The organism is Streptoalloteichus hindustanus (assembly GCF_900129375.1).
GTDB lineage: Bacteria > Actinomycetota > Actinomycetes > Mycobacteriales > Pseudonocardiaceae > Streptoalloteichus > Streptoalloteichus hindustanus.
This window is the reverse complement of sequence record NZ_FQVN01000001.1, coordinates 239,806-262,675: the sequence shown is the minus strand read 5'-3', so window position 1 is coordinate 262,675 and position 22,870 is coordinate 239,806. Positions and strand designations below refer to the sequence as shown.

Annotated in this window: 24 protein-coding genes; 18 read left to right on the top strand and 6 right to left on the bottom strand. The window is 74.4% G+C overall.

All coding sequences use genetic code 11. The features are described 5' to 3' along the window. Window positions 1–55 precede the first annotated feature (55 nt). A complete protein-coding gene (locus BUE43_RS01305; RefSeq protein WP_073479463.1) occupies window positions 56–613 on the bottom strand; it encodes a TIGR03086 family metal-binding protein in 558 nt (185 codons plus the stop codon). 61 nt (window positions 614–674) lie between these two features. Between BUE43_RS01305 and BUE43_RS01300 the strand changes: the two genes are divergently transcribed. The 7 genes from BUE43_RS01300 (at window position 675) to BUE43_RS01270 (ending at window position 5,116) form a co-directional block, all read left to right on the top strand. Further along, a complete protein-coding gene (locus BUE43_RS01300) occupies window positions 675–1,454 on the top strand; it encodes a helix-turn-helix domain-containing protein (protein ID WP_073479462.1) in 780 nt (259 codons plus the stop codon). A 101-nt stretch (window positions 1,455–1,555) separates the two neighbouring features. Then, window positions 1,556–1,954 (top strand): helix-turn-helix domain-containing protein, encoded by a 399-nt coding sequence (locus BUE43_RS01295; RefSeq protein WP_073479461.1) that lies wholly within the window; start codon window positions 1,556–1,558, stop codon window positions 1,952–1,954. 4 nt (window positions 1,955–1,958) lie between these two features. Next, entirely contained in the window at window positions 1,959–2,726 is a 768-nt protein-coding gene (locus BUE43_RS01290; protein ID WP_073479460.1) for a hypothetical protein, read from the top strand. A gap of 94 nt (window positions 2,727–2,820) precedes the next feature. After that, window positions 2,821–3,114 carry a DUF2516 family protein gene (locus BUE43_RS01285; RefSeq protein WP_073479459.1) on the top strand — a complete coding sequence of 98 codons (294 nt, stop codon included), beginning with the start codon at window positions 2,821–2,823 and terminating at the stop codon, window positions 3,112–3,114. Continuing rightward, window positions 3,111–3,872, top strand: a complete 762-nt coding sequence (locus tag BUE43_RS01280; RefSeq protein WP_073480171.1) for an alpha/beta fold hydrolase — start codon at window positions 3,111–3,113, stop codon at window positions 3,870–3,872. Before BUE43_RS01285 ends, BUE43_RS01280 begins: the two co-directional genes overlap by 4 nt. A gap of 90 nt (window positions 3,873–3,962) precedes the next feature. Beyond that, complete coding sequence (locus BUE43_RS01275) at window positions 3,963–4,514, top strand: type 1 glutamine amidotransferase domain-containing protein (protein WP_073479458.1); 552 nt, start codon at window positions 3,963–3,965, stop codon at window positions 4,512–4,514. A gap of 29 nt (window positions 4,515–4,543) precedes the next feature. Continuing rightward, a complete protein-coding gene (locus tag BUE43_RS01270) occupies window positions 4,544–5,116 on the top strand; it encodes a YbaK/EbsC family protein (protein ID WP_073479457.1) in 573 nt (190 codons plus the stop codon). Between the two features lie 323 nt (window positions 5,117–5,439). Here BUE43_RS01270 and purU read toward each other — a convergent pair whose 3' ends face one another. The 4 genes from purU to BUE43_RS01250 all read right to left on the bottom strand — a co-directional run bounded on the left by purU (window position 5,440) and on the right by BUE43_RS01250 (window position 8,514). Further along, on the bottom strand, window positions 5,440–6,324 hold the full coding sequence (gene purU, locus BUE43_RS01265; RefSeq protein ID WP_073479456.1) for a formyltetrahydrofolate deformylase: 885 nt from the start codon (window positions 6,322–6,324) through the stop codon (window positions 5,440–5,442). A gap of 29 nt (window positions 6,325–6,353) precedes the next feature. Continuing rightward, window positions 6,354–7,109 (bottom strand): maleylpyruvate isomerase N-terminal domain-containing protein, encoded by a 756-nt coding sequence (locus BUE43_RS01260; RefSeq protein WP_073479455.1) that lies wholly within the window; start codon window positions 7,107–7,109, stop codon window positions 6,354–6,356. 68 nt (window positions 7,110–7,177) lie between these two features. Next, window positions 7,178–8,011 carry an SAM-dependent methyltransferase gene (locus BUE43_RS01255; RefSeq protein WP_083959220.1) on the bottom strand — a complete coding sequence of 278 codons (834 nt, stop codon included), beginning with the start codon at window positions 8,009–8,011 and terminating at the stop codon, window positions 7,178–7,180. Beyond that, window positions 8,008–8,514, bottom strand: coding sequence for a DUF2505 domain-containing protein (locus BUE43_RS01250; RefSeq protein WP_073480169.1), 507 nt, complete (start codon window positions 8,512–8,514; stop codon window positions 8,008–8,010). The genes BUE43_RS01255 and BUE43_RS01250 overlap by 4 nt, the downstream gene beginning before the upstream one ends. Window positions 8,515–8,539: 25 nt before the next feature. Between BUE43_RS01250 and BUE43_RS01245 the strand changes: the two genes are divergently transcribed. Together BUE43_RS01245 and BUE43_RS01240 are read left to right on the top strand one after the other, a co-directional pair. Continuing rightward, window positions 8,540–9,655 (top strand): UDP-N-acetylmuramate dehydrogenase, encoded by a 1,116-nt coding sequence (locus tag BUE43_RS01245; RefSeq protein WP_234995474.1) that lies wholly within the window; start codon window positions 8,540–8,542, stop codon window positions 9,653–9,655. A gap of 197 nt (window positions 9,656–9,852) precedes the next feature. Next, entirely contained in the window at window positions 9,853–10,908 is a 1,056-nt protein-coding gene (locus BUE43_RS01240) for a chymotrypsin family serine protease (protein ID WP_073479454.1), read from the top strand. Between the two features lie 571 nt (window positions 10,909–11,479). Here the strand turns inward: BUE43_RS01240 and BUE43_RS01235 are convergent. Further along, window positions 11,480–12,229, bottom strand: a complete 750-nt coding sequence (locus BUE43_RS01235; protein WP_234995473.1) for an SDR family NAD(P)-dependent oxidoreductase — start codon at window positions 12,227–12,229, stop codon at window positions 11,480–11,482. 199 nt (window positions 12,230–12,428) lie between these two features. Here BUE43_RS01235 and BUE43_RS01230 point away from each other — a divergent pair, with 199 nt between their 5' ends. The 9 genes from BUE43_RS01230 to BUE43_RS01190 all read left to right on the top strand — a co-directional run bounded on the left by BUE43_RS01230 (window position 12,429) and on the right by BUE43_RS01190 (window position 22,847). Beyond that, window positions 12,429–13,538, top strand: coding sequence for a L,D-transpeptidase (locus BUE43_RS01230; protein ID WP_234995472.1), 1,110 nt, complete (start codon window positions 12,429–12,431; stop codon window positions 13,536–13,538). Between the two features lie 183 nt (window positions 13,539–13,721). Beyond that, window positions 13,722–14,552, top strand: a complete 831-nt coding sequence (locus BUE43_RS01225; RefSeq protein ID WP_073480165.1) for an alpha/beta fold hydrolase — start codon at window positions 13,722–13,724, stop codon at window positions 14,550–14,552. Then, window positions 14,552–15,886, top strand: a complete 1,335-nt coding sequence (mshA, locus tag BUE43_RS01220; protein ID WP_200797365.1) for a D-inositol-3-phosphate glycosyltransferase — start codon at window positions 14,552–14,554, stop codon at window positions 15,884–15,886. The genes BUE43_RS01225 and mshA overlap by 1 nt, the downstream gene beginning before the upstream one ends. Then, on the top strand, window positions 15,883–16,434 hold the full coding sequence (locus tag BUE43_RS01215) for a type III secretion system chaperone family protein (protein WP_083959219.1): 552 nt from the start codon (window positions 15,883–15,885) through the stop codon (window positions 16,432–16,434). The genes mshA and BUE43_RS01215 overlap by 4 nt, the downstream gene beginning before the upstream one ends. 233 nt (window positions 16,435–16,667) lie before the next feature. Continuing rightward, on the top strand, window positions 16,668–17,591 hold the full coding sequence (locus BUE43_RS01210; RefSeq protein WP_073479451.1) for a DUF4349 domain-containing protein: 924 nt from the start codon (window positions 16,668–16,670) through the stop codon (window positions 17,589–17,591). 426 nt (window positions 17,592–18,017) lie between these two features. Then, window positions 18,018–19,646: an AMP-binding protein gene (locus tag BUE43_RS01205; protein ID WP_073479450.1), complete on the top strand. Its 1,629-nt coding sequence runs from the start codon at window positions 18,018–18,020 to the stop codon at window positions 19,644–19,646. A gap of 78 nt (window positions 19,647–19,724) precedes the next feature. Further along, complete coding sequence (locus BUE43_RS01200) at window positions 19,725–20,477, top strand: phosphoglyceromutase (protein WP_073479449.1); 753 nt, start codon at window positions 19,725–19,727, stop codon at window positions 20,475–20,477. Window positions 20,478–20,886: 409 nt separating this feature from the next. Next, window positions 20,887–22,161, top strand: coding sequence for a sensor histidine kinase (locus BUE43_RS01195; protein WP_073479448.1), 1,275 nt, complete (start codon window positions 20,887–20,889; stop codon window positions 22,159–22,161). Beyond that, window positions 22,158–22,847, top strand: a complete 690-nt coding sequence (locus BUE43_RS01190) for a response regulator transcription factor (RefSeq protein WP_073479447.1) — start codon at window positions 22,158–22,160, stop codon at window positions 22,845–22,847. The genes BUE43_RS01195 and BUE43_RS01190 overlap by 4 nt, the downstream gene beginning before the upstream one ends. Window positions 22,848–22,870: the final 23 nt, after the last annotated feature.

Below are 22,870 nucleotides of genomic sequence, written 5' to 3'. Positions count from 1 at the left end.
GCTTCTCGCTGTTTCCGGTGAATTCACGGGAGCGGCGCCCCGACGGGCCTCCGCATCAGCCGGCCGACCAGCCCGGGTCACGACCGGTCGCGGCGATCAGCGACTCGACGGGCGACGCGTGCGCCGCGACGTCCAGGGGCTCGCCGAACACCTTCGACTCCCGCGCCATCGGGCCGATCTCGGCGACCAGCTTCGCCACCGCGTCGACGACGTCCTGGTCGGGCGTGAAGTCCTGGCCGGTGGCCCGCGCCAGGTCCCACGCGTGGACGGTCAGGTCGAGCAGTGCCATCGCGCCGACCGTGGTCGCGGGCAGGGCCATCAGGCCGGTGACGCCCACGTCCGCGCCCGGCGTCGCCCACGCCTGGACGAGCGCCTCGGTCTCGACCGGGAACCGGGCGCGCCAGTCCGGGTAGCGCGGGGTGGAGCTGAAGTCGGCGTCCCGCTTCACGGCGAGCTCCTGGAACTCCACGACGACGTGCAGCAGGTGGTCGAGCAGGTCGGCGACCGTGTACTCGGCGCACGGGGTGGGCAGGCCGAGCTGGTCGTCGGAGATCGCGGCGACCACGGGCAGCGCGCGGTCGCGGGCCACCGCGAGCAACGAACTGGTCTTCATGGCAGGAGAACCTAGGAGCACGTCGCGGAGCGTTCTTGAACAAACGCGACAGAATGCGGTCGTGACCGGACCGCGCCGCGACACCAGGGGCATCGTCGACGCAAAGGGTCTCTTCGCCCGCGTGTCGTTCCGCCGCGTGTTGCCGGCCGCGCACCTGCGGCCGTACCTGGAGCACTACTGGCTGATCGACGGCGACCTCGACGAGCCGTACACGACGCACGTCGTGCCGCACCCGTCCGTGAACCTGGTGTTCGAGAACGGTCTGCCGCACCCGGTGATCGCCGGCGTCGGCCTCTCGCTCTTCACCCGCACGCTGCGGGGTCGGGTCCGGGTGCGCGGGGTGCAGTTCCGGCCCGGCGGGTTCCGCGCGTTCCGGCCGGAGCCGGTGGCGGAGTGGACCGGCCGGGTCGTCCCGCGGACGACGGTGGACGCGGGCCGCGTGCTCGACGCGGACGACCCGGTGGCGGCGCTGGACGCGGTGCTCGGCGATCCGAGGCCCGACCCGCAGGTGGACCTCGCGATGGATCTGGTGGCGCGCATCCGCTCCGATCGCGGGGTCCTGCGCGTCGCGGACTTCGCGCGGGACGTCGGCGTGCCCGTGCGCACGTTGCAGCGCCTGTTCGCGGGCTACGTCGGGGTGAGCCCGAAGTGGGTCATCCTGCGCTACCGGGTGCACGAGGCGTTGGAACGCGCCGGTGGCGACGTCGACTGGGCTCGGACGGCCGCCGAGCTCGGCTACAGCGACCAGTCGCACCTCGTTCGCGACTTCACCCGGACAGTCGGCATCTCACCCACCGCCTACAGCAGCGGCGTCGCGACGAGCGCCGCGTCCGGGTCGTAGACGCGCTCGGCCTCGCTCCACCGCCGAAGGGGTGGAGCGCAAGCAGTCTGCTTGCAAGAGTTAGCAGTCGTGCGTAGCGTCGGGTGCGGAGGTGGCGAGCGGTGGGACGCGTCGAACAGGCCGGCAAGGCCGTGGCCGAGTTGGGCCAGAACATCGGCGACTACATCCGCCAGCAGCGGCGCCACGCCCAGATCTCGCTGCGGCAGCTCGCTCGGCTGGCCGGGGTCTCCAACCCCTACCTCAGCCAGATCGAGCGCGGCCTGCGCCGGCCCAGCGCGGAGATCCTGCAGCAGATCGCCAAGGGGCTGCGGATCTCGGCCGAGGCGCTGTACGTGCGGGCCGGGATCCTGGAGCAGCGCGAGGGCGGACCGGTCGTCGACGCCGTGCTCGCCGACCCCGAGCTCACCGAGCGGCAGAAGCAGGTGCTGCTCGACGTCTACCAGTCCTTCCGGCGGGAGAACGCCGCGGCGCGGCCCGCCGACCAGGAGCCCGAGGAGTGATCCCATGCCGAACGGCGAGGACGTGCGCAAGGCACGCGAGCAGGCGGCCGCCGCGGTGAGCGGCGTGCTGGAGCAGGCGAGGACCCCGTTGCTGGCCGTGCTGGGCGCCGGCGACGTGGCGGCGCGCTCGGTGGTCAGCCTGTTCCAGAAGATGCGGGAGCAGGTGGCCGAGCGCGCCGAGGCGGCCAGGTCGAGCGTCGACGACCTGCCGCACGACCTCGACGAGTTGCGCTCCCGGCTGGACCCGGCCGAGCTGCGCAAGCTGGTCGACGCGTACGCGAAGGCGGCGACCCAGCTCTACGAGTACCTGGCCGAGCGGGGCGAGCAGACCCTGGAGCGGCTGCGGCCCCAGGTGGAGCGGCTGGTGGAGCAGGCGGGCACCGTCGCCGACACCGCGCAGCACCGCGCCGAGGAGGCCGCGGGCGAGGCCCGCGAGCTGGCGGATGACGTCCTCGGCAAGGTCACCCGCCGGTCCCGGCCGGTGGCCGCCTCCACCCAGAACACCGCCGAGAGCGGCATCGAGGACCGCGCCACGCCGAGCGCGGATGCCGACACGGCCGAGCCCGCGCCCGCGAAGGTCGAGCGCGCCGAGTCCGCGCCCCCGAAGGCGGCCGAGCCCGCCGAGCCCGCGGGGGAGGCCGAGACTGGAGCGGCCGCCGCCAACGGGAAGGCGGACAAGGACGCCGCCGAGGCGGTGACCAAGGCCACGTCCCGCAAGTCGGGCGGGCGCAGGTCGGGCGCGGCGCAGGAGAACGGCAGGAGCACGAGCTGACGGACGGCGCGGGGGCGGTCGCCGGGAGGGCCGCCGCCCCCGCGCCCGACCTCCGCCGCTCCCCACCCCTGGCGCTTCCCCGTACGCTGGGCCTGTGCCGCGGCTGGACCACCTGATCCTGCTGATCATCGACTGGGCGGTGCTCCCGGTCGGGATCTACGCCTTCGTGCACGCGCTGATGCAGCGGGCCGACGCGTTCCCCGCGGCCGGCAAGCTGACCAAGCCGGCCTGGCTGGGCATCACCGCCGGCGGCACCGCCGCGATGCTGTTGTTCTCCCTCGGCGGCGCCGGGGTGATGTTCTGGATCGCCGGCCTCGTCGCCGTGCTGGTCTACATCGTGGACGTGCGCCCCCGGGTGACCGAGGTCCAACGCGGTCCCCGGTGGTGACCGCGCGCTGGCAGGCGTACGGGGCGGGTGATCCCGTCACCCTGGTGGTGCCCGGGCTCGGCGCGACGCCGGGCGAGGCGCGGGTGCCCGCCTCCGGCGTGCGGGGCACCCGGGTGGTGGTGACGCTTCCCTCGCACGGCGACGCGCCGGCGGCGCCCCCCGACTTCTGGTCCTACCCGCGGCTCGCCGCCGAGGTGCTGGCCGTCGCCGACGAGGTGGCCGCCACCCGGGTGATCGGCACGTCGCTGGGCGCCGGCGCCGTGACCCGACTCCTGGCCGAGCGCCCCGACCGGTTCGAGCGGTTGGTCCTCCTCCTCCCGGCCGTGCTCGACCGTCCCCGCGCGACACCCGCGGTGTGGGCGTTGGAGCGCCTGGCCGAGGCGGTGGCGCACGCCGAGGACTCCGGCGACACCGACCCGCTGCGCGAGCTGGTCGCCGCCGAACTGCCCCCGGGCGTGCCCGTCGGCGACTACGTGGACCAGCGGTGCGCCGCGTTGCTCCGGCTCGGGGCGGCGCTCCGCGCGATGCCCGACCAGGTGCCGCTGGCCGACGTGGGCGAGGCCGGGGCCGTCCTCGCCGCCGTGCGCGCTCCCGCTCTGGTCGTCGGGGCCACCCGCGACCCGCTGCACGCCGAGCAGGTGGCGAAGGCCACCGCGGCGGCCCTGCCCGCCGGCCGGCTGGAGCTGGTCGACTCGCCGGCGCCGCTGGTCACCCACCGCAGGGAGCTCCGCGCGGCGATCAGCGCCTTCCTCGACTAGTCGCGCGGACGCCCGTCGCCGGCGGGGTCCTCCGACCCGACCAGGGGACCGGGTGATTGGCCGGGGGCCGGTCCCGGGTACTCCCGCCGCATGGCTGAGCAGACCCGCATCGCTTTTCTCGTGTCGCATGAGGGCATCGAGCAGGTCGAGCTGACCGATCCGTGGCAGGCGGTCCGGGACGCCGGGGGCACCCCGCAGCTCCTGGCGACGGTCCCGGACAAGGTGCAGGCGGTCCACCACCTGGACCCCGGCGACGAGTTCGAGGTCGACCTGCCCGTCGCCGAGGCCGATCCCGGCGTGTACGACGGGCTGGTGATCCCGGGCGGCACCGCGAACGCCGACGCGCTGCGGCAGAGCGAGGACGCCGTCCGCTTCGTCCGGGCGTTCGTCGACGCGCGCAAGCCGGTCGCGGCGATCTGCCACGGCCCGTGGGCGCTGGTCGAGGCGGACGCGGTCCGGGGCAAGCGGCTCACCTCCTACGCCAGCCTCGCGACCGACATCCGCAACGCGGGCGGCGAGTGGGTGGACGAGGAGGTCGTCGTCTGCGACGCGGACGGCTGGACGCTGGTGACCAGCCGCAAGCCGGACGACCTCGACGCGTTCGACCGGGAGGCGTTGCGGGCGTTCGGGCTCTCGGGGTGAGGCGGGGCCCTGGTCCTACGCTCGGCCCCATGACTTCGACCTGGACGGAGAACGCCGCCGCGGGGCGCCTGAGCGTGGTGCCCGCGACCGACCGGCTCGACCTGCTCGCGGAGCCGGTGGCGGAGGCGCTGCGCGCCCTGCCGGCCGACGCCGCCGCGCGGTGCGGGGTGGCGGAGATCGACCCGACCCTCGCGGACACCGCCGAGCTGTGCGCCCGGTTCGACGTGCCGTTGTCGGCCTCCGCGAACTGCGTGGTGGTGTCGGGGAAGCGGGCGGGCGAGACGCGGTACGCGGCCTGCCTGGTGTTGGCCACGACCCGCGTCGACGTCAACGGCGCGGTGAAGCGCTGGCTGGACGTGCGGAAGGCGTCGTTCGCGCCGATGGCGGACGCGGTCGGGCTGACCGGCATGGAGTACGGCGGGATCACCCCGCTCGGCCTGCCGGCCGACTGGCCGCTGCTGGTCGACCCCGCGGTCGCGGCGACCCCGCTGACGGTCGTGGGCAGCGGGACTCGGCGCGGGAAGCTGTTGGTGCCCGGGGAGATCCTGGCCGCGCTCCCGGGCGCGGAGGTCCTCCCGGGCTTGGGCGTGCCCGTGTCCTGACGGGGCGCGTCACCGTCGACCCGCCGGCTCAAAGTCCTCAGTGGACAGTCCACAATGGATGAACCTGGCGAGGTTCGTCGGCCTCGCCAGGAACGGAGCCGCCGAGTCCGCGGCGGTTGTCCGCCACCGGTCACCACGAGCCGGCGCTCGCCCGCCGGGCCGCCCGCCCATCGGACGTCCGCCCGCTGGTCCCGGGCAGATCCCCGGACTCTCCTCCGACGGGTGCGAGCCGGTCATCACGCGGTGGTGACCACCAGCCACGGCCGTCGCCTGGCGGTCCCTCGCGGCGGCCGTGGCTGTTCCTGGTGGCCCGGAAGAAGACGTCAGCGGAAGACGACGGTGCGGTTGCCGTGCACCAGAACCCGGTCCTCCAGGTGCCAGCGCAGGCCGCGGGCCAGCACGACCTTCTCGATGTCCCTGCCCTTGCGCACCATGTCCGGCACCGAGTCGGTGTGGTCCACCCGGATCACGTCCTGCTCGATGATCGGGCCGGCGTCCAGCTCCGCCGTGACGTAGTGGCAGGTCGCCCCGACCAGCTTCACGCCGCGCGTGTGCGCCTGGTGGTACGGGCGGGCGCCCACGAACGAGGGCAGGAAGCTGTGGTGGATGTTGATCGCCCGGCCGGCCCAGGCCACGCACAGCTCGGCCGGCAGCACCTGCATGAACCGGGCGAGCACGACCGCGTGCGGGTCGTGCTTCTCGACGAGGTGGCGCACCTGCGCGAAGGCCGCCGCCTTGCCCTCCGGGTCGCCGCCCGGCCGGGGGAAGGGCACGTGGTGGAACGGGATGCCGTGCGCCCTGGTGATCCCGGCCAGGTCGGCGTGGTTGCCGATGACCGCGCGGACGTCCACGTCCAGCTCGCCCGAGGCGACCCGCCCCAGCAGGTCGTACAGGCAGTGGCCCTCCTTGGACACCAGGAGCACCACCCGGCGGCGCTCGGCGGTGTCGGTGATCCGCCAGTCGGTGCGGCCGCCCAGCTCCTCGGCCACCCCGGCGAAGCGCTCGCGCAGCTCCGCCACGTCGAACGGCAGCGAGTCGGCCCGCACCTCCTGCCGGGTGAAGAACCACCCCGTCTCCTGGTCGGTGTGGTACGCCGCCTCCACGATCCACCCGCCGAACTCGGCGAGGAATCCGGAGATGGCGGCCACGATGCCGGTCCGGTCCGGGCAGCCGAAGGAGATCACGTAGCGACGTTCAGGCAGCGACACGCGTGCGATTCTCGCAGCTCAACCGGGCCTCACCGGCCGCGGGCCGCCTCGAGCAGCGCCGGGTCGCCACTTGTCACCGCATGGTGTGGCCGGCCCCAGGCCGCGCGGTAGACGGCGTCGGCGTTGCCGACCACGCCCGCCTCGGCGTCCAGTCCCTCGAAGTGGTGGGTGGTCTGCGGGAACTGCTCCGGTTCGAGCCGCACCAGCCAGGCGCGGCCCACGTCCACCGCGTGGAACAGGACGCTGCCCCGCAGCGGGGAGCGCGCCCACGTGGTGACGTGCGAGGGCAGGACCCGGACCAGCAGCTCGTCGACGCCGTCGGCGGCGAACTCGGGCGCGAAGGCCACCTGGGGCTCGGCGCGGGGGCCGCCCTCGGCCATGGCGAGGGCGTGCTCGGCGTCCAGCCGGTGGATCGCGGTCTCGTGCGCGGCCCGCCGGGACCAGAAACCCACCTCGGGCGGTGCGACCGGGGAGAACACCCAGGCGGGCGCGGCGGGGTCGGTGGCGGCGAGGACGTCGAGCATCCGGTCGCGGTGGTCGTCCCACCAGCCCAGCAACGCGCCCCACTCCGCCGGCGGCGCGGGCGCCGGCCGCGGGTTCTCCGGGTCACCCGTCGCGATGTTCTCGGCCACCCACGCGTGCACCCTGGCGACGTGGTCGACGAGCTGCCGCACGGTCCAGTCGGGGCAGGTCGGCGTCTCCACGTCCGGGCCGGCCGCGACCGCGGCGGCCCGCAGCGCCTCGGACTGCGTGCGGATCTCCGTGACGAAGTCGGCGTGCTCCACGCCCCCAGCCTAGGTCGCGCTTCGCGCGCGGCGCCGCCTCGTGCCGGCGCCCCGGGGCGCCGGCCGGCTCAGGCGGGCGCGACCACCGACCAGGGGAGGGTGAGCTCGCCGAGCCGCCAGCGGCGGCGGTTGTCCAGCACCGGCCAGCCCCGCCCGGCCAGCAGCCGCGCGGTCTCCGCCCAGCGCGCGCGGGGCCCGAACGGGGCGAACGGGGCCGCGGCGGCCCAGCACGCGTCCAGCTCGGCCAGCAGCGCGTGCACCCGTTCGCCGGGCACGTTGCGGTGGATCAACGCCTTGGGCAGGCGCTCTGCCAGGTCGGACGGGGTGTCGATGTCGGAGGGCCGGCAGGCGAGGGTGAACGTGCGCGGGCCGTCGGCGTCCAGCGACACCCAGCAGCACCGCCGGCCGATCTCGTCGCAGGTCCCCTCGACCAGCACGCCGCCGGGCCCCAGCCGGTCGACCAGCGTCCGCCACGCCTCCGCCGCCTGCTCCTCGGTGTACTGGCGGAGCACGTTGAACGCGCGGACCAGCACCGGCCGACGCCCGGCCAGCTCGAAGCCACCCCGGCGGAACTCCAGCCGGGGCGGGTCGGCGGCCGGCGCGGCGGCGGCCACCCGCTCCTGGTCGATCTCCAGCCCCAGCACCCGCAGGTCGGGGCGCACGACCCGCAGCCGGGTCGCCAGCTCCACCGTCGTCACCGGCGAGGAGCCGAACCCGAGGTCGACGACCAGCGGGTCGGCGCTGGCCCGCAGCCGGTCGGCCAGCCACGGCGTGCCGGCCACCCACCGGTCCACCCGGCGCAACCGGTTCGGGTTGGTCGTGCCCCTGGTGGGCACGCCGAGCGCCCGCGCCCGACCGGCGGCCAGCCGCGGGGCCTTCTTCCTGGTGGTCGGGGCGGTCACGGCGCGCCGCGCGTGAGCCAGTCCACGGTGAACGCGTGCTCGGCGGCCAGGAGCTGGCCGACCTGCTCCACGATCACCTTCTCCACCTTGCCGCCCACGAACGGCACCGAGACCTTCGCCACCAGCCGGACCCGGGCCAGCGACCCGCCGTCCTCGTCGGTGAGGTCCACCGCGCAGTCGATGGTGGCGGGAGCGCCGGGCACCCTCGCCTCGACCGTTCCGCTGGCGCCGGTCGCCGCCGGCCGCCACCGCTCGGTGCGTTCGATGACCAGGTCGCCGGACACCAGCGAGCGCACGAACGACGGGAGCCGGTCACCCGGGATCCCCTGGCGCAGCACGACCTTCCCGCCGCCCTCCGGCGCGGGGGCGTGCTCGACCAACTCGGCGCCGGCGCCGCCGAGCGCGGCCAGCCGGGCACGCAGGTACGTTTCGTCGACCAGCGCCGAGAGGACCTCGGCGGCCGGACGGGGGTAACGGTGCGTGGTCTCCGTGCTGGTCGCCATGCCCCGCAGGCTACCGTTGGGCGTCGTGACCACCCCCCTGCCGAGCGCGTCCAGCACCGCTGCGGCCGGCTGCGCCGTTCGGCAGGCCGTGCCGCTGTCCGAGCACACCACGCTCCGCCTTGGCGGCCCCGCCGCCCGGTTCGTCCTGGCCGAGCGGCCGAGGGAGCTCGTCGAGGCGGTCACCGCCCTGGACGACGCCGGTGAGCCGGTGCTGGTGCTGGGCGGCGGGTCGAACCTGGTGGTGTCCGACGAGGGCTTCGCCGGCACGGTGGTGCGCGTGGCGACCACGGGACGTCACCTCGACCTGGTCGGCGACGGCGTCGTCGAGCTGACCGTCGAGGCCGGTGAGAACTGGGACGACGTGGTGGCCGACACCGTCGACCGCGGGTTGGGCGGGCTGGAGTGCCTGTCCGGCATTCCCGGCCTGGTGGGCGCCACCCCGGTGCAGAACGTGGGCGCGTACGGCGTCGAGGTGGCCGACCTGCTGGTCTCGGTCGACGTGCTGGACCGGCGCACCCGCAAGGTCAACCAGGTGCCGGCCGCCGGGCTCGGCCTGGACTACCGGACCAGCCTGCTCAAGGGAACCGACAGCGCCGTGGTGCTGCGGGCCCGGTTCGCGCTGCGGCAGGACGGCCGGTCCGCGCCGATCCGCTACCACGAGCTGGCCAGGGCGCTGGGGGTCGAGCCGGGCGCCCGGGTGCCGGCGGCGCGGGCGCGGCAGGCCGTGCTGGAGCTGCGGCGGGCCAAGGGCATGGTGCTGGACCACGACGAGCACGACACGTGGAGCGCCGGCTCGTTCTTCACCAACCCCGTGGTGCCGGACACCGAGCTGGCCGACGTGCTCGGGCGGATCGCGGTCAGGGTGGGCGCGGACGTGCGGGTGCCGACCTACCCCGGCGGACCCGGGCGCACGAAGCTGTCCGCGGCCTGGCTGATCGAGCGGGCCGGGTTCCGCCGCGGCCACGCCGGCCCCGGCGGGCGGGTGGCGTTGTCGGCCAGGCACACCCTGGCGCTGACCAACCGGGGCGGCGCGTGCACCGAGGACCTGCTGGCGTTGGCGCGCGAGGTGCGGGACGGGGTGCGGGACGCCTTCGGCGTGGTGTTGCACCCCGAGCCGGTGTTCGTCGGCTGTCGCCTGTGAGGGACGCCCCCGTCCCACGAAACGTCGCGTCCAGGTTGCGAAAAGGCTGCGAAAAGTACCCCATCCGGCGATCTCAGCCAATCGGCTGAACGGCCGATCGGGTGACGTCTGGTGACGGAGTACTTACCGCACGTGTTCCATGGTGGTAGCGGCATTGCCTCCGTGCTGTTTCGTGCCGCTTCTGGAGGAGGCCCATCATGGCCAGTGCGGGTGACCCGATGCGCAGGGACGAGATCCGGCCGGTCAAGCGGCGGGTCGAGGACGACCTCATCGTGCGGCCCGGCGTGGTCGGCGTCGACATCGGTGAGAAGGTGACCGCCGGCCGGCCCACCGGTCGACCGGCCATCGTCGTGGCCGTGCGCCGAAAGCTCCCGGCGGCCGAGGTGCCGCCCGACCAGCTCGTCCCACCCGAGGTCGACGGCGTGCCGACCGACGTGGTGGAGGAGGACTACGTCCTGCACCCCGCGGTCATCCCGCTCGGCGAGGAGGAGGCCGACGCGGGGTCGGTCCCGCCGCCGGACCGGACGATCGTCGGCGGGCTCAGCATGGGGCCGTGCCGGCCGATCCGGCTGGCGCCGCCCGACGTGCCGCGGCCCGGCGACTACACCACCGCCGGCACGATCGGCGCCCTGGTCACGGACCGCGGCGGCAGCGGAGCCGCGATGGTGGTGACCAACTTCCACGTGGCCTGCGTGGACGACGCGTGGGCCGTCGGCGACACGATGGCCCAACCGTCCAGGATGGACGGTGGACGGTGCCCGCAGGACGTCTTCGGCACGTTGGCCAGGGCGGCGCTGTCGAGCCGGGTGGACGGCGCGATCGTCGAGCTGACCGAGGTGCGCCCGCACCAGAACGCCGTCGCCGAGATCGGGCCGGTGCACGGCGACGCCCCGGCCGCGGTCGGCATGGCCGTGCGCAAGCGGGGGCGCACCACCGGGCTGACCACCGGCCGGATCGCCTCGGTCGACGCGACCCTGTCGGTCAACTACGGCAACGGCCTCGGCGTCCGCACGCTCCGGGACCAGATCCGGATCGTCGCCGACGGGGACCGCTTCGGCGACCGGGGCGACTCCGGCGCGGTGATCGTCGACGCCGCGCAGCGCGTCGTGGGCCTGTACTTTGCTGGCACCGTCGACGGCGGGGTGGGGTTCGCCAACCCGATCGCCGCCGTGCTGACGGAGTTGGACGTGTGGCTGTGCACGCAGCCGCCGCGCCAACGCACCCCGGACCTCGCCGAGCGCGCGGAGCCGTGACCGGCGGTCACGGCTGTCGCGAGGACCGGGGGTCCCGGTGTCGTCCGACGCCGGGACGACAGGGGCGGGGAACGTATCGGGGCAGCGCTCCCCGCCCCTGTTGCTCGGCGCGGGGTCGGGCGGAGCCGGCGACCGAGCCGTCCGCCCCACCCGTGGTCAGCCCCCACCCGCCCTGGGGGGGCGAGCCCTGCTCCAGCCTATCGGCCCCCACCCCGCCACAAAACCGCATCACCGCGCCCTGTGGACAACCAGAGCGCCTGTGGACAACTCCCGCCGAACACGGCAAAACGACTTGCCGGACACGGCTTTCTCTGACAGGCCACCACAGAACGAGCCGCCCTCACTCAGACGCGCGAAGCGCCCCGCCCCGATCACCCCGCGCCACGGCGGTGCCACCACCGCCCCCCGACCGACTGACCAACCTCCGCGACCGGAATCCATCAGCTCGGCGTGTCCCGGGCCACACCTCGCGCATCACCGTGGGCATTGCCACTCATGCGCCAGCAAGAAATACGTCACAAGAAGAAGGGAGGCGCCGCACCGGCGCCTCCCTGTCGCTCCGCCGCCGTGATCAGCGTCGGTGCGCGCGGGTGACCGAGTGCTGGTCGCGGGGCTTGAGCACGATCTGGTCGATGTTGACGTGCGAGGGGCGGGTCACCGCCCACGCGATCGTGTCGGCGACGTCCTCGGCGGTCAGCGGGGTCAGCCCCTGGTAGACGGCGGCGGCCCGGTCCTCGTCGCCGGCGAACCGGACCACGGAGAACTCGGTCTCCACCATGCCCGGGCAGATCTCGGTGAACCGGACCGGCTGGCCCAGCAACTCGCCCCGCAGCGTCCGGTGCAGCGCGGACTGCGCGTGCTTGGCCGCGGTGTACCCGGAACCGCCGTCGTAGACCTCGTGCGCGGCGATCGAGGTCACCGTCACGACGTGCCCGTCGCCGGAGGCGACGAGCTTGTCCAGCAGCGCCTTGGTCATCCGCAGCGTGCCCAGCACGTTGCTCTCCCACATGCGCCGCCAGTTCTCCTCGTCGGCCCGCGCCACCGGCTCCAGGCCGAACGCGCCACCGGCGTTGTTGACCAGCACGTGCGCCTCGGGCACCTGCTCGCAGAACGCCCGCACCGACTCGGGGTCGGTCACGTCGAGCGGCAGCGCCGTGCCGCCCACCTCCTCGGCGATCCGCTGGCACCGGTCGGCCCGGCGGGCGCCCAGCACGACGTGGAAACCGTCGGCGGCGAGGCGCCGGGCGGTGGCGGCGCCGATGCCGGCGCTGGCTCCGGTGACGACCGCGGTACGGCGGGAAACCCGCTGATCAGAGCTCACGTGCGGCATCCTCCCCAACCTCGGGCGGCCGTGCCCGCCGGGGTCCCTGTGAGAACCGCCACCCACATGCTTGACATAGGAAGCAGGTGGTCGCACGTCATCAGAAGAGGGCACTCTGGTCCGAGTCGTGCATGGGAGGTGGTCGGTGGTGTTTCTGAGGGGGCGTGGCCGCACCGGTCTGGCGGGTGCGGTGGCCGTGGTGGCCCTTCTGGTCGCCGGCTGTTCCGGTGGCGCGTCCGGGTCGACGGCGCCGGAGACGTCGAGCGCGCCACCGCCGAAGGTGACCGCGGAGCCGGCCAACGGGGCCGCCGACGTCAACCCGGTCTCGCCGGTCCGACTCGCGGTGAACGACGGGACGCTGGAGGAGGTCCGGCTCACCAACCCGGAGGGCAAGCCGGTCGAGGGCCAGCTCGCCGCGGACAAGAAGAGCTGGTCGACCAGCACTCCGCTGGGGTACGCCAAGACCTACACGTGGTCGGGCAAGGCGAAGGGCGTCGACGGCAAGGAGGCCCCGGTCGAGGGCTCCTTCACGACGGTCAAGCCGAAGAGCACCGTGCGCGCGACGTTGTTCCCGTACCAGGGCGAGGTCGGCGTGGCCATGCCGATCAGCGTGAAGTTCGACCAGCCGGTGCGGGACAGGGCCGCGGCGGAGAAGGCGCTGAAGGTGGAGACCTCGGTGCCCGTCGAGGGCTCCTGGGGTTGGCTGAGCGGCACCCAGGTCGACTGGCGGCCGAGGAACTACTGGCCGGCGGGGACCAGGGTGAAGGTCAACGTCAACCTGTACGGCGTGCCCTACGGGGACGGGTCGTGGGGCGCGGACAACGTGTCGGGCGAGTTCACCATCGGCCGCAACCAGGTCGTGAAGATCAACACGCCGACGCACCAGATGGACGTCTACCGCGGCGGGCAGAAGGTGGCCAGCTACCCGGCCAGCTTCGGCAAGGACGCCGTGCCCGACCTGAACACGCCGAACGGCACGTACATCGTCATGGAGAAGAAGGACGTCCACAGCTTCGACAACCCGAAGTACGGCTACACCAACGTGCTGAAGAAGTGGGCCGTCCGGTTCTCCAACCACGGCGAGTTCATCCACGAGAACGAGGACAACCGGGCGAACATCGGCCGTGCCAACACCTCGCACGGCTGCGCCAACCTCACCGAGCCGGACGCCAGGGCCTACTACAACAGCGCGATGATCGGCGACCCGGTCGAGGTGACCGGGGCGTCGTACACGTTGCCCGCCCAGTTCGACGTCTACGACTGGCAGCTGGACTGGCCGACCTGGCAGTCCAAGTCCGCCCTGAAGTGAGGCCCTGAGGCGGGGCCCCGAAGCGAAGCCCCGAGCCGGGACGCGGACGCGCGGCCCCGGGGACGGGGCGCCGGTGGAGTGCCGGCGGGAACCCGGGTGAGACTCCCCACCCGGGAAGCATCGCTTCGCGCGCGCGGTTGATGCTCTGAGGTGACGTCCGGACTGGGAGTGGGTGGCGTGTACATGCGGACGTACGTGAAGGGCTCCGGGGACGCCCGGCTGGCCCTGACCGAGGCGGGGCCGGTCGACGCCCCCGCCGTGGTGTTGGTGCACGGCTGGGCGCAGTCGGCGGAGTCGTGGCGGGCCCAGCTCGCCGACCCGGTGCTGAGCGAGGAGTTCCGGGTGGTCGCGGTGGACCTGCGCGGCCACGGGGACTCCGACGCGCCGGCCGACGGGTACGCCGACCCGCGGGTGTGGGCGGACGACCTGGCGGCGGTGCTCGCGCACGTCGGGGCGCCCGCCGTGCTGGTCGGCTGGTCCTACGGCGGCCTGGTGGTCGCCGACTACCTGCGCGTCCACGGCACGGGCTCTGTGGCTGGAGTCGTGTTCGTGGGCGCGATCACGGAGATCGGGCGGGACCGGAGGGGCGGAGCGGTCGGCGCCACGATGCGCGGCGCGCTGCCGGCCGCGCTCTCCGACGACTACGCGGTGGCGGTGCCCGCCCTCACCGGGTTCTTCGCCGACATCAGCCCGGAGATCCCCGGCGAGGTGCGGCAGCGGCTGTTCGCCGCCGCCCTGCGCACCCCGCCGCGGGTCCGGGCGGCGCTGTTCCGCAGGACGCAGGACAGCGCGGACGTGCTGTCGGCGCTGGACGTGCCCACCCTGGTCGTGCACGGCCGGGCGGACACGGTGGTGGACCCGTCCTGCGCCGAGTTCGCCGCGAAGCAGGTGCCGGGCGCGGAGCTGAGCTGGTGGGACGGCGTCGGGCACGCCCCGTTCGCCGAGCGGCCGACGGAGTTCGACGCCGAGCTGGCCGCCTTCGCCCGGCGCTGCCTGACGGGGGCGACGCGGTGATCGGGTCGGTCCGCGCCGTCGGGGGCAGCCGTCGACCCCGGCGGGTCGCGGTGCTGTCCGTGCACACCTCGCCGTTGGAGCAGCCCGGCACCGGGGACGCCGGCGGCATGAACGTCTACATCGTGCAGACCGCCGTGCGGATGGCCCGTCGCGGCGTCGCGGTCGAGGTGTTCACCAGGGCCACCTCGTCGGACCTGCCGCCGTCGGCCGAGCTGGCGCCCGGCGTGACCGTCCGGCACGTCGTCGCGGGGCCGTTCGAGCGCCTGAGCAAGAACGACCTGCCCTCCCAGCTGTGCGCCTTCACCGCGGGTGTGCTGCGCGCCGAGGCGTTCTCCAGCCCGGGGCACTACGACGTCGTGCACTCGCACTACTGGCTCTCCGGGCAGGTGGGCTGGTTGGCGCGGGACCGCTGGGGCGTGCCGCTGGTGCACACGGCGCACACGTTGGCGAAGGTCAAGAACTCCGCGCTGGCGCGGGGCGACACCCCGGAGCCGCGCGCCCGGGTGATCGGCGAGGAGCAGGTCGTCGCCGAGGCCGACCGGCTGGTCGCCAACACCGAGGTCGAGGCCACCCAGCTCGTCGACCTCTACGGGGCCGCGCCGGACCGGGTCGCGACCATCCCGCCCGGGGTGGACCTGGAGCGGTTCACGCCCGGCGACCGGCTCGTCGCCCGGGCCGCGCTCGGCCTGCGGCGGGACGCGGTCGTGCTCGCCTTCGTCGGCCGCATCCAGCCGTTGAAGGCGCCGGACGTGCTGGTGCGCGCCGCCGCCGAGATGCTGGCGCGCGACCCGGCGCTGCGGGACCGGCTCGTCGTGCTGGTCGTGGGCGGCCCGTCGGGAACCGGGCTGGAGCAGCCGCAGGCGCTGCGCCGGCTCGCCGGCGAGCTGGGCGTGTCGGACTTGGTCCGGTTCCTGCCGCCCCGGTCGGGCGCGGAGCTGGCCCAGGTCTACCGCGCGGCCGACGTGGTGGCGGTGCCCAGCCACAACGAGTCGTTCGGCCTGGTCGCGCTGGAGGCGCAGGCGTGCGGCACGCCGGTGGTCGCGGCCGCGGTCGGCGGCCTGCCGGTGGCGGTGGCCGACGGCGTCTCCGGGGTCCTGGTGCCCTCGCACGACCCGGTGGAGTGGGCGGGTGTGCTCGCCGACGTGACGCGCCCCGGGCGGCGCGACGCGCTGGCCGCCAGCGCCGCCGGGCACGCCGCCCGGTTCTCCTGGGATCGCACCGCCGAGGCGCTGCTGGAAACCTATGCGGAGGCGGCCCGGGTCTTCCGCAGGGAGACGAGCTCGCGCGTGCGGGCCATCGACGCCGCGACGCGGCCGGAGGAGGTGGCGGTGTGACGGCGACCGAGGGGGCGGGGCCGGACCGGCGGGACGCGCTGGACCGGGTGATCGCGTCCACTTTGGACGAACGCGAGCTGCGGTACGACCGCAGGGAGTCCGGCCGGTACTTCGTCACCCTGCCCGGCGTGAAGAAGCTCCAGACCAACTGCTGGCTGGTCCTGGACCGGCACGCGTTGCTGGTCGAGGCGTTCGTCTGCCGGCGGCCGGACGAGGCGCACGAGGAGGTCTACCGCTTCCTCCTGCGGCGCAACGCCCGGCTGTACGGGGTGCACTACACGATCGACCGGGCCGGCGACATCTACCTCGTCGGCCGGATCGGGCTGCCCTCGGTGACGGCCGACGAGCTGGACCGGATCCTCGGCCAGGTGCTGGAGGCCGCCGACGGCGACTTCAACACGTTGCTGGAGCTGGGTTTCTCCACCTCGATCCGGCGCGAGTGGGACTGGCGGGTCTCGCGGGGCGAGTCGTTGGCGAACCTCCAGCCGTTCCGCCACCTGGTCGAGCGGGAGGAGGCGGGCAGCGGTCCGAGCGCCGTGGCCGAGTAGGCCGCCCGGCCGTTTTCCCCGCCGATACCCGGGTTCCCGCAACGATCACCACCGATCATCCCGTCCCATGGCGGAGACCTCCGCGGGCGAGCGCTCCTCCTTCGCCCGCGGAGCTCGACCGGTGTGGTGTGCCGTGGGACGCGGCGGCGTCCGGGGTGAGCGCTTCCGCTCGCCCCGGACGCCGCTCTCCTGTTGGCGGCCCCACGAGATGCCAGGTGGACGGGGAGGTTGTCATGGGTGGGCGCTGGTTACGGCCGGCCGCTGTGGCCGTGCTCCTGCTGGGGCTGGCCGGGTGCACGGGGACGGGTTCCCCGTCGTCGGCGCCCCAGCGGGCCGAGGTGGCGGCGGGGAACGCGCCGGCGGGGAAGAACCCGGAGAGGAACCCGGGGCAGAACCCCGAAAAGAACGCAGTCCCGGGCGGCGGCGCTGGTCAGGGGGGCGCGCAGGCCCCTGGTGAGGGCGCGGTGCGCGCCGCCGCGCAGGCCGATCGGCGGGTGATCCGGTCCGCGGAGCTGGAGGTGCGGCACGACGACGCCGTCGCGGCCGTGGCCAGGGCCAGGGAGGTCGGGACCAGGGCAGGTGGCTTCGCCGCCGCGGAGGACACGCGGGGCGGTCAGGGCCGGGTGACCCTGCGGGTGCCGGCGGACCGGCTCGACGGGGTGCTCGACGAGCTCGGCCGGCTGGGCGAGCTGGTGCGCCGGGAGCAGCGCGCGGAGGACGTCACCGACCAACTCGTGGACGTGCAGGCCCGGCTCGCGGCGCAGCGGGCCAGCGTGGACCGGGTGCGGGCGCTGCTGGAGCGCGCGGGGACCGTGTCCGAGGTCGTGCAGGTCGAGGGCGAGCTGGCCAAGCGCCAGGCCGAGCTGGAGTCGTTGCAGCGCAGGAACGAGAGCCTGGCCGGTCAGGTCGCACTGTCCACTGTGGTCTTCCGAGTGGCGTCGGCGCCGACGTCGGGTGGTGACGCCGACGGGTTCGTCGGCGGACTGGGCGCCGGGTGGCGGGCGTTCACAGCTGCCGTGGGCGCTGCGCTCACGGCGCTGGGCGCGATGCTGCCGTTCCTCGTGGCGCTCGGGGTGCCGGCCGCCGGGGTCCTCTGGGTGCTCCGCCGTCGGCGTCGGACGGCTCGCCCCGCCCTCGCCCCGAATCCGGAGGCGTGACGCGGCGGTGGTGTTCGCCGGTCGGGTCGTGACCGGGACCGCGTCGCCGGGGGGCGGCGCGGGGCGGCTCGGAGAGAGGGGGGAGTCGCGAGCTCGAGCCGCCCCGCGTCAGGTCCCGCCGCGGCGGATCCCATGGGCGGGGGGCACCCCGGGATCCGGGCGGGTCCGTGGTCCGACGGGGGAGACGAACCACGGCGTTCGCCCTCGCGAGACCGGGGAGTGCGTGGGAGCCGATCTCGAAGAGCGATGTCAACTTGGCAGAAGCCGGGAGGCCCCCACAAGCCTGCTTCGCTACTCCATTCGAGTGTTCTTAGGTCTGCGAAGTAACGGCCCGATCTCGGAACGGCCGAGCTTGACCGCCCGGTGTGATCCCCGACACGATTGGGTGCCCAGTGGCGGCAGTGCCGCCCGTGCCGGAGGTGGCCCGTGATCCTGCGCAGCTCGTTCCCCGACGTGGTCGTCCCGGACGTGTCGCTGCCGGAGTTGCTCTTCGGCGCGTTGGGCGGGCACGCGCGGCGGACCGCGCTGGTGGACGGGGTGACGGGCCGCTCGCTCAGCTACGGGGAACTGGCCGCGGGGGTCGACCGGGTGGCGGCCGGGTTGGCGGCGCGCGGGGTGGGCCGGGGCGACGTCGTGGGCATCCTCAGCCCCAACACCCCGGACTACGCCGTGGTCTTCCACGGCGTGCTCCGCGCGGGCGCCACCGCCACGACCATCAACGCGCTGTACACCGCGGAGGAGATCGCCACCCAGCTCGCCGACTCCGGGGCGCGGCTGCTGTTCGCCGCCTCGCCGCTCCTGGACCGCGCGACCGCGGCCGCCGGGGCGGCGGGCGTCAGCGAGATCGTCGTCATCGCTGACGGCGCTGACGGCGCTGACGGCGCTGACGGCGGTGCGGCCGACGCCGGGGACGCGGCCGCCGGCCACCTCTCGCTGGCCGACCTCCTCGACACCGACGCCCCCGCGCCCGACGTCCGGCTCGACCCCGCCAGGGACGTGGCGGTCCTGCCCTACTCCTCGGGCACCACCGGGCACGCCAAGGGCGTGCTGCTGACGCACCGCAACCTCGTGGCGAACATCGTGCAGTGCCAGTCCGTGATCCAGCTGACCGAGCGGTCCCGGGTGCTGGCCGTGCTGCCGTTCTTCCACATCTACGGCATGCAGGTGACCATGAACCACGCGCTGCACAACCGCGCGACCGTGGTCACCCTGCCGAGGTTCGACCTCGCCGAGTTCCTGCGCGTGATCGCGGAGCACCGCACCGACCAGGTCTACGTCGCGCCGCCGGTGGTGGTCGCGCTGGCCAAGCACCCCGCGGTCGACGACCACGACCTGTCCGCGCTCGGGACGCTCTTCTCCGGCGCCGCGCCGCTGGACGCCCAACTGGCGGCGGCGGTGCGCGCCCGGCTGGGCTGCCGCGTCCGGCAGGGGTACGGCATGACCGAGCTGAGCCCGGTCAGCCACGCCATCCCCGGCGACCGGGACGACATCCCGCCCGGCACCGTGGGCCTGCTGCTGCCCAACATGACGGCCAGGATCGTCGACCCGGACACCGGCGCGGACGTCGGGCCGGGCGTGCCCGGCGAGCTGCTGCTGCGCGGCCCGAACGTGATGGCCGGCTACCTGAACGACCGGGAGGCGACCGGGGCGACGCTGGACGGCGAGGGCTTCCTGCGCACCGGGGACGTGGCCGTGGTCGACGGGCAGGGCTGCTTCCGCATCGTCGACCGGGTGAAGGAGCTGATCAAGTACAAGGGCTACCAGGTGCCGCCGGCCGAGCTGGAGGCCCTGTTGCTCACCCACCCGGGGGTCGCCGACGCGGCCGTGGTCGGGGTCCTGGACGCGGGGGAGGAGGTGCCCAAGGCGTTCGTCGTGCGGCAGCCCGCCGCGGCGGACCTGACCGGTGAGGAGGTCATGGCCTTCGTGGCCGCCCGCGTGGCCCCGCACAAGAAGGTGCGGCTGGTCGAGTTCGTCGACCGCATCCCGAGGTCGGCGTCCGGGAAGATCCTCCGCCGGGAGCTGCGGGCCGCGGAGGGGGCCGCTCCGGCCCGCTGACGACCGGCCGCGCCGCCGGCGCGCCCGGCGCACGCGGGTCGTGCCGGCGTTCCGCGCCCGGTTTGGCAGGCTGTAGGCATGGCAAACGCTGTCGGGACGCTCGTGCTGCTCCGCCACGGCGAGAGCGTGTGGAACGCCGAGAACCTGTTCACCGGGTGGGTGGACGTGCCGCTCTCCGAGCGGGGCGAGGAGGAGGCCCGGCGTGGCGGTGTGCTGCTGCGCGACGCCGGCCTGCTGCCGGACGTCGTGCACACCTCGCTGCTGCGGCGCGCGATCTCCACGGCCAACCTGGCGCTGGACGGCTGCGACCGGCACTGGATCCCGGTCCGCCGGGACTGGCGGCTGAACGAGCGGCACTACGGCGCGCTCCAGGGCAAGAACAAGAAGCAGACCCTGGAGGAGTACGGCGAGGAGCAGTTCATGCTCTGGCGCCGCTCGTACGACACGCCGCCGCCGCCGATCGAGCGTGGCAGCGAGTTCAGCCAGGACGCCGACGCGCGCTACGCCGACCTCGGCGACGCCCTCCCGCTCACCGAGTGCCTCCAGGACGTCGTGACGCGCCTGCTGCCGTACTGGGAGCAGGCCGTCGTGCCGGACCTGCGGGCCGGGCGGACCGTGCTCGTCGCCGCGCACGGCAACTCGCTGCGCGCGCTGGTGAAGCACCTCGACGGCACCTCCGACGAGGCCATCGCCGGGCTGAACATCCCGACCGGCATCCCGCTGCGCTACGACCTCGACGCCGAGCTGCGGCCGACCAACCCCGGCGGCACCTACCTGGACCCGGAGGCCGCCGCGAACGCGATCAAGGCGGTCGCCAACCAGGGGCGCTGAGCGCTCCGCTCCCGAGTCCGCCCGTGCCCGTGTGACGCGTTCCGGCGTGTCACACGGGCACGTCGCCAATTCGGACACCCCGAGCGTCACCCACTCACCACTTCAGGTGGAACTCCGGGTGTCCGGTCGGGGTCGGCAGCCGTCACCCGGCGCGGCCGCGGCCGTCGCGGAGCGCAGAGGGGGCCGCGGCGCTCCAGCACTTCCCGCAGGTCACCGCGGCCGTCCGCCGAGCACGCCGGCGGCGGCACGGGGTACGGCGCGTTGGGCCGGGCAGCGTCACCCCGATGACACGAATGGGTGAACTGCGCGTGACGCGGGACAAAACAGCTGGTGATGGCGGTGTCGCCGGTATCACGGATGGCCCCTTCGGACTGGTCGGACCGGGGTCCGCGCTGCTTACGATGCGGCCGTGACCGCATCGGGCTATCTCGCCCTGACCCTCGGCGCCGCGCTCGCCGCCGCGGTCGTCGCCTTCCTGCTCGGCCGGGCGCACGGCGCCCGGCACCCGCGCCCACCAGCGGGGGTGACCGTCGCCGAGCTGGTCCAGCGGGTCGTGCTCTCGTCGCACAACGGCATTGCCGTGATCAACCGCTTCGGTGACGTGGTGCTGCACAACCCGCGGTCGGCGGAGCTGGGCGTGGTTCGCTCCAACCGGGCCGACGCCCGCGCGATCAAGGCCGCCGAACAGGTGCTGGAGACCGGCGACGTGGTGCACGTGGACCTCTCGCCGCTGGAGCGCGGCACCCTGTCCGGGCGCAACCCGGCCGCGGTGCTCGGCGAGGCGCGGCCCCTCGGCGACGGGTTCGTCGTGGTGGACGCGGGCGACGAGTCGGACGCGGTCCGGCTGGAGGCCACCCGGCGCGACTTCGTCGCCAACGTCAGCCACGAGCTGAAGACCCCCGTCGGCGCGCTCGCGCTGCTCGCCGAGGCGGTCCTGGACGCCGCCGACGAACCGGACGAGGTGCGCCGGTTCGGCGGCAAGATCCTGCACGAGGCGACCCGGCTGGGTTCGCTGGTCACCGAGCTGATCGCGTTGTCCCGGCTGCAGGGCGCCGAGCGGCTGCCCGAGCTGGCCACGGTCGACGTGGACGAGATGGTCCGCGAGTCGCTGGCCCGCTGCCGGCTGGCCGCCGAGTCGGCGGGCATCGAGATCACCGTCGACGAGCCGTCGGGGACGGAGGTCGACGGCGACCGCACCCTGCTGGTCACCGCGTTGACCAACCTGGTCGACAACGCCATCTCCTACTCCCCGCCCGGCAGCCCGGTCTCGGTGAGCCGGCGGGCCGCCGAGGGCTTCGTGGAGATCGCGGTGACCGACCGGGGCATCGGCATCGCCCCGGAGCACCAGGAGCGGGTGTTCGAACGGTTCTTCCGGGTGGACCCGGCCCGGTCGCGCGCCACCGGCGGCACCGGGCTCGGCCTGGCCATCGTCAAGCACGTGGCCGCCAACCACGGCGGCGAGGTGCGGTTGTGGAGCCGGCCCGGCACCGGGTCGACCTTCACCCTGCGCATCCCGGCCCACGGCGCCGAGCACCCGGCCGCCCCCGCCGAGCAGCCCCGCCAAAGCGACGGCGAGCGACCGGCGCGCGCCCCCTCCCTCGTCCCGTCCAGCACGTCGGCCGCCGGCCAACCCGGCCCCGGCGGGACGGGCACCAACAGCGTCGACCATGGAGGAGTGCTGTGACCAGGGTGCTGATCGTCGAGGACGAGGAGTCCTTCGCCGACCCGCTGGCGTTCCTGCTCCGCAAGGAGGGGTTCACCACGGCGATCGCCACCACCGGCCAGGAGGCGCTGGAGGAGTTCGACCGCAACGGCGCCGACATCGTGCTGCTCGACCTCATGCTGCCCGGCATGAGCGGCACCGACGTGTGCAAGCAGCTCCGCCAGCGCTCCGCCGTCCCGGTGATCATGGTCACCGCGCGGGACAGCGAGATCGACAAGGTGGTCGGCCTGGAGCTGGGCGCCGACGACTACGTCACCAAGCCGTACTCGGCCAGGGAGCTCATCGCCCGCGTGCGCGCGGTGCTGCGCCGCGGCGGGGAGCCCGGCCTGGACTCCGACCTGCTGCCGCAGGTCCTGGAGGCGGGGCCGGTCCGGATGGACGTCGAGCGGCACGTGGTCACCGTCGCCGGCCGCGAGGTGAACCTGCCGCTCAAGGAGTTCGACCTGCTGGAGTACCTGCTGCGCAACGTCGGCCGGGTGCTCACCAGGGGCCAGCTCATCGACCGGGTCTGGGGCGCGGACTACGTCGGCGACACCAAGACGCTCGACGTGCACGTCAAGCGGCTCCGCTCGAAGATCGAACCCGACCCGTCCGCGCCCCGGCACCTGGTGACGGTGCGTGGCCTGGGTTACAAGTTCGAGTCCTGACGGTCACCCCGCGTGGACCGGTC

Coding starts and splice junctions, on each gene's coding strand:
- BUE43_RS01240 (WP_073479454.1), top strand. CDS start 9,853: ATGGCCAGTGCGGGTGACCCGATGCGCAGGGACGAGATCCGGCCGGTC.
- BUE43_RS01270 (WP_073479457.1), top strand. CDS start 4,544: ATGACTTCGACCTGGACGGAGAACGCCGCCGCGGGGCGCCTGAGCGTG.
- BUE43_RS01275 (WP_073479458.1), top strand. CDS start 3,963: ATGGCTGAGCAGACCCGCATCGCTTTTCTCGTGTCGCATGAGGGCATC.
- BUE43_RS01250 (WP_073480169.1), bottom strand. CDS start 8,514: ATGGCGACCAGCACGGAGACCACGCACCGTTACCCCCGTCCGGCCGCC.
- BUE43_RS01210 (WP_073479451.1), top strand. CDS start 16,668: ATGGGTGGGCGCTGGTTACGGCCGGCCGCTGTGGCCGTGCTCCTGCTG.
- BUE43_RS01290 (WP_073479460.1), top strand. CDS start 1,959: ATGCCGAACGGCGAGGACGTGCGCAAGGCACGCGAGCAGGCGGCCGCC.
- BUE43_RS01225 (WP_073480165.1), top strand. CDS start 13,722: ATGCGGACGTACGTGAAGGGCTCCGGGGACGCCCGGCTGGCCCTGACC.
- BUE43_RS01200 (WP_073479449.1), top strand. CDS start 19,725: ATGGCAAACGCTGTCGGGACGCTCGTGCTGCTCCGCCACGGCGAGAGC.
- BUE43_RS01305 (WP_073479463.1), bottom strand. CDS start 613: ATGAAGACCAGTTCGTTGCTCGCGGTGGCCCGCGACCGCGCGCTGCCC.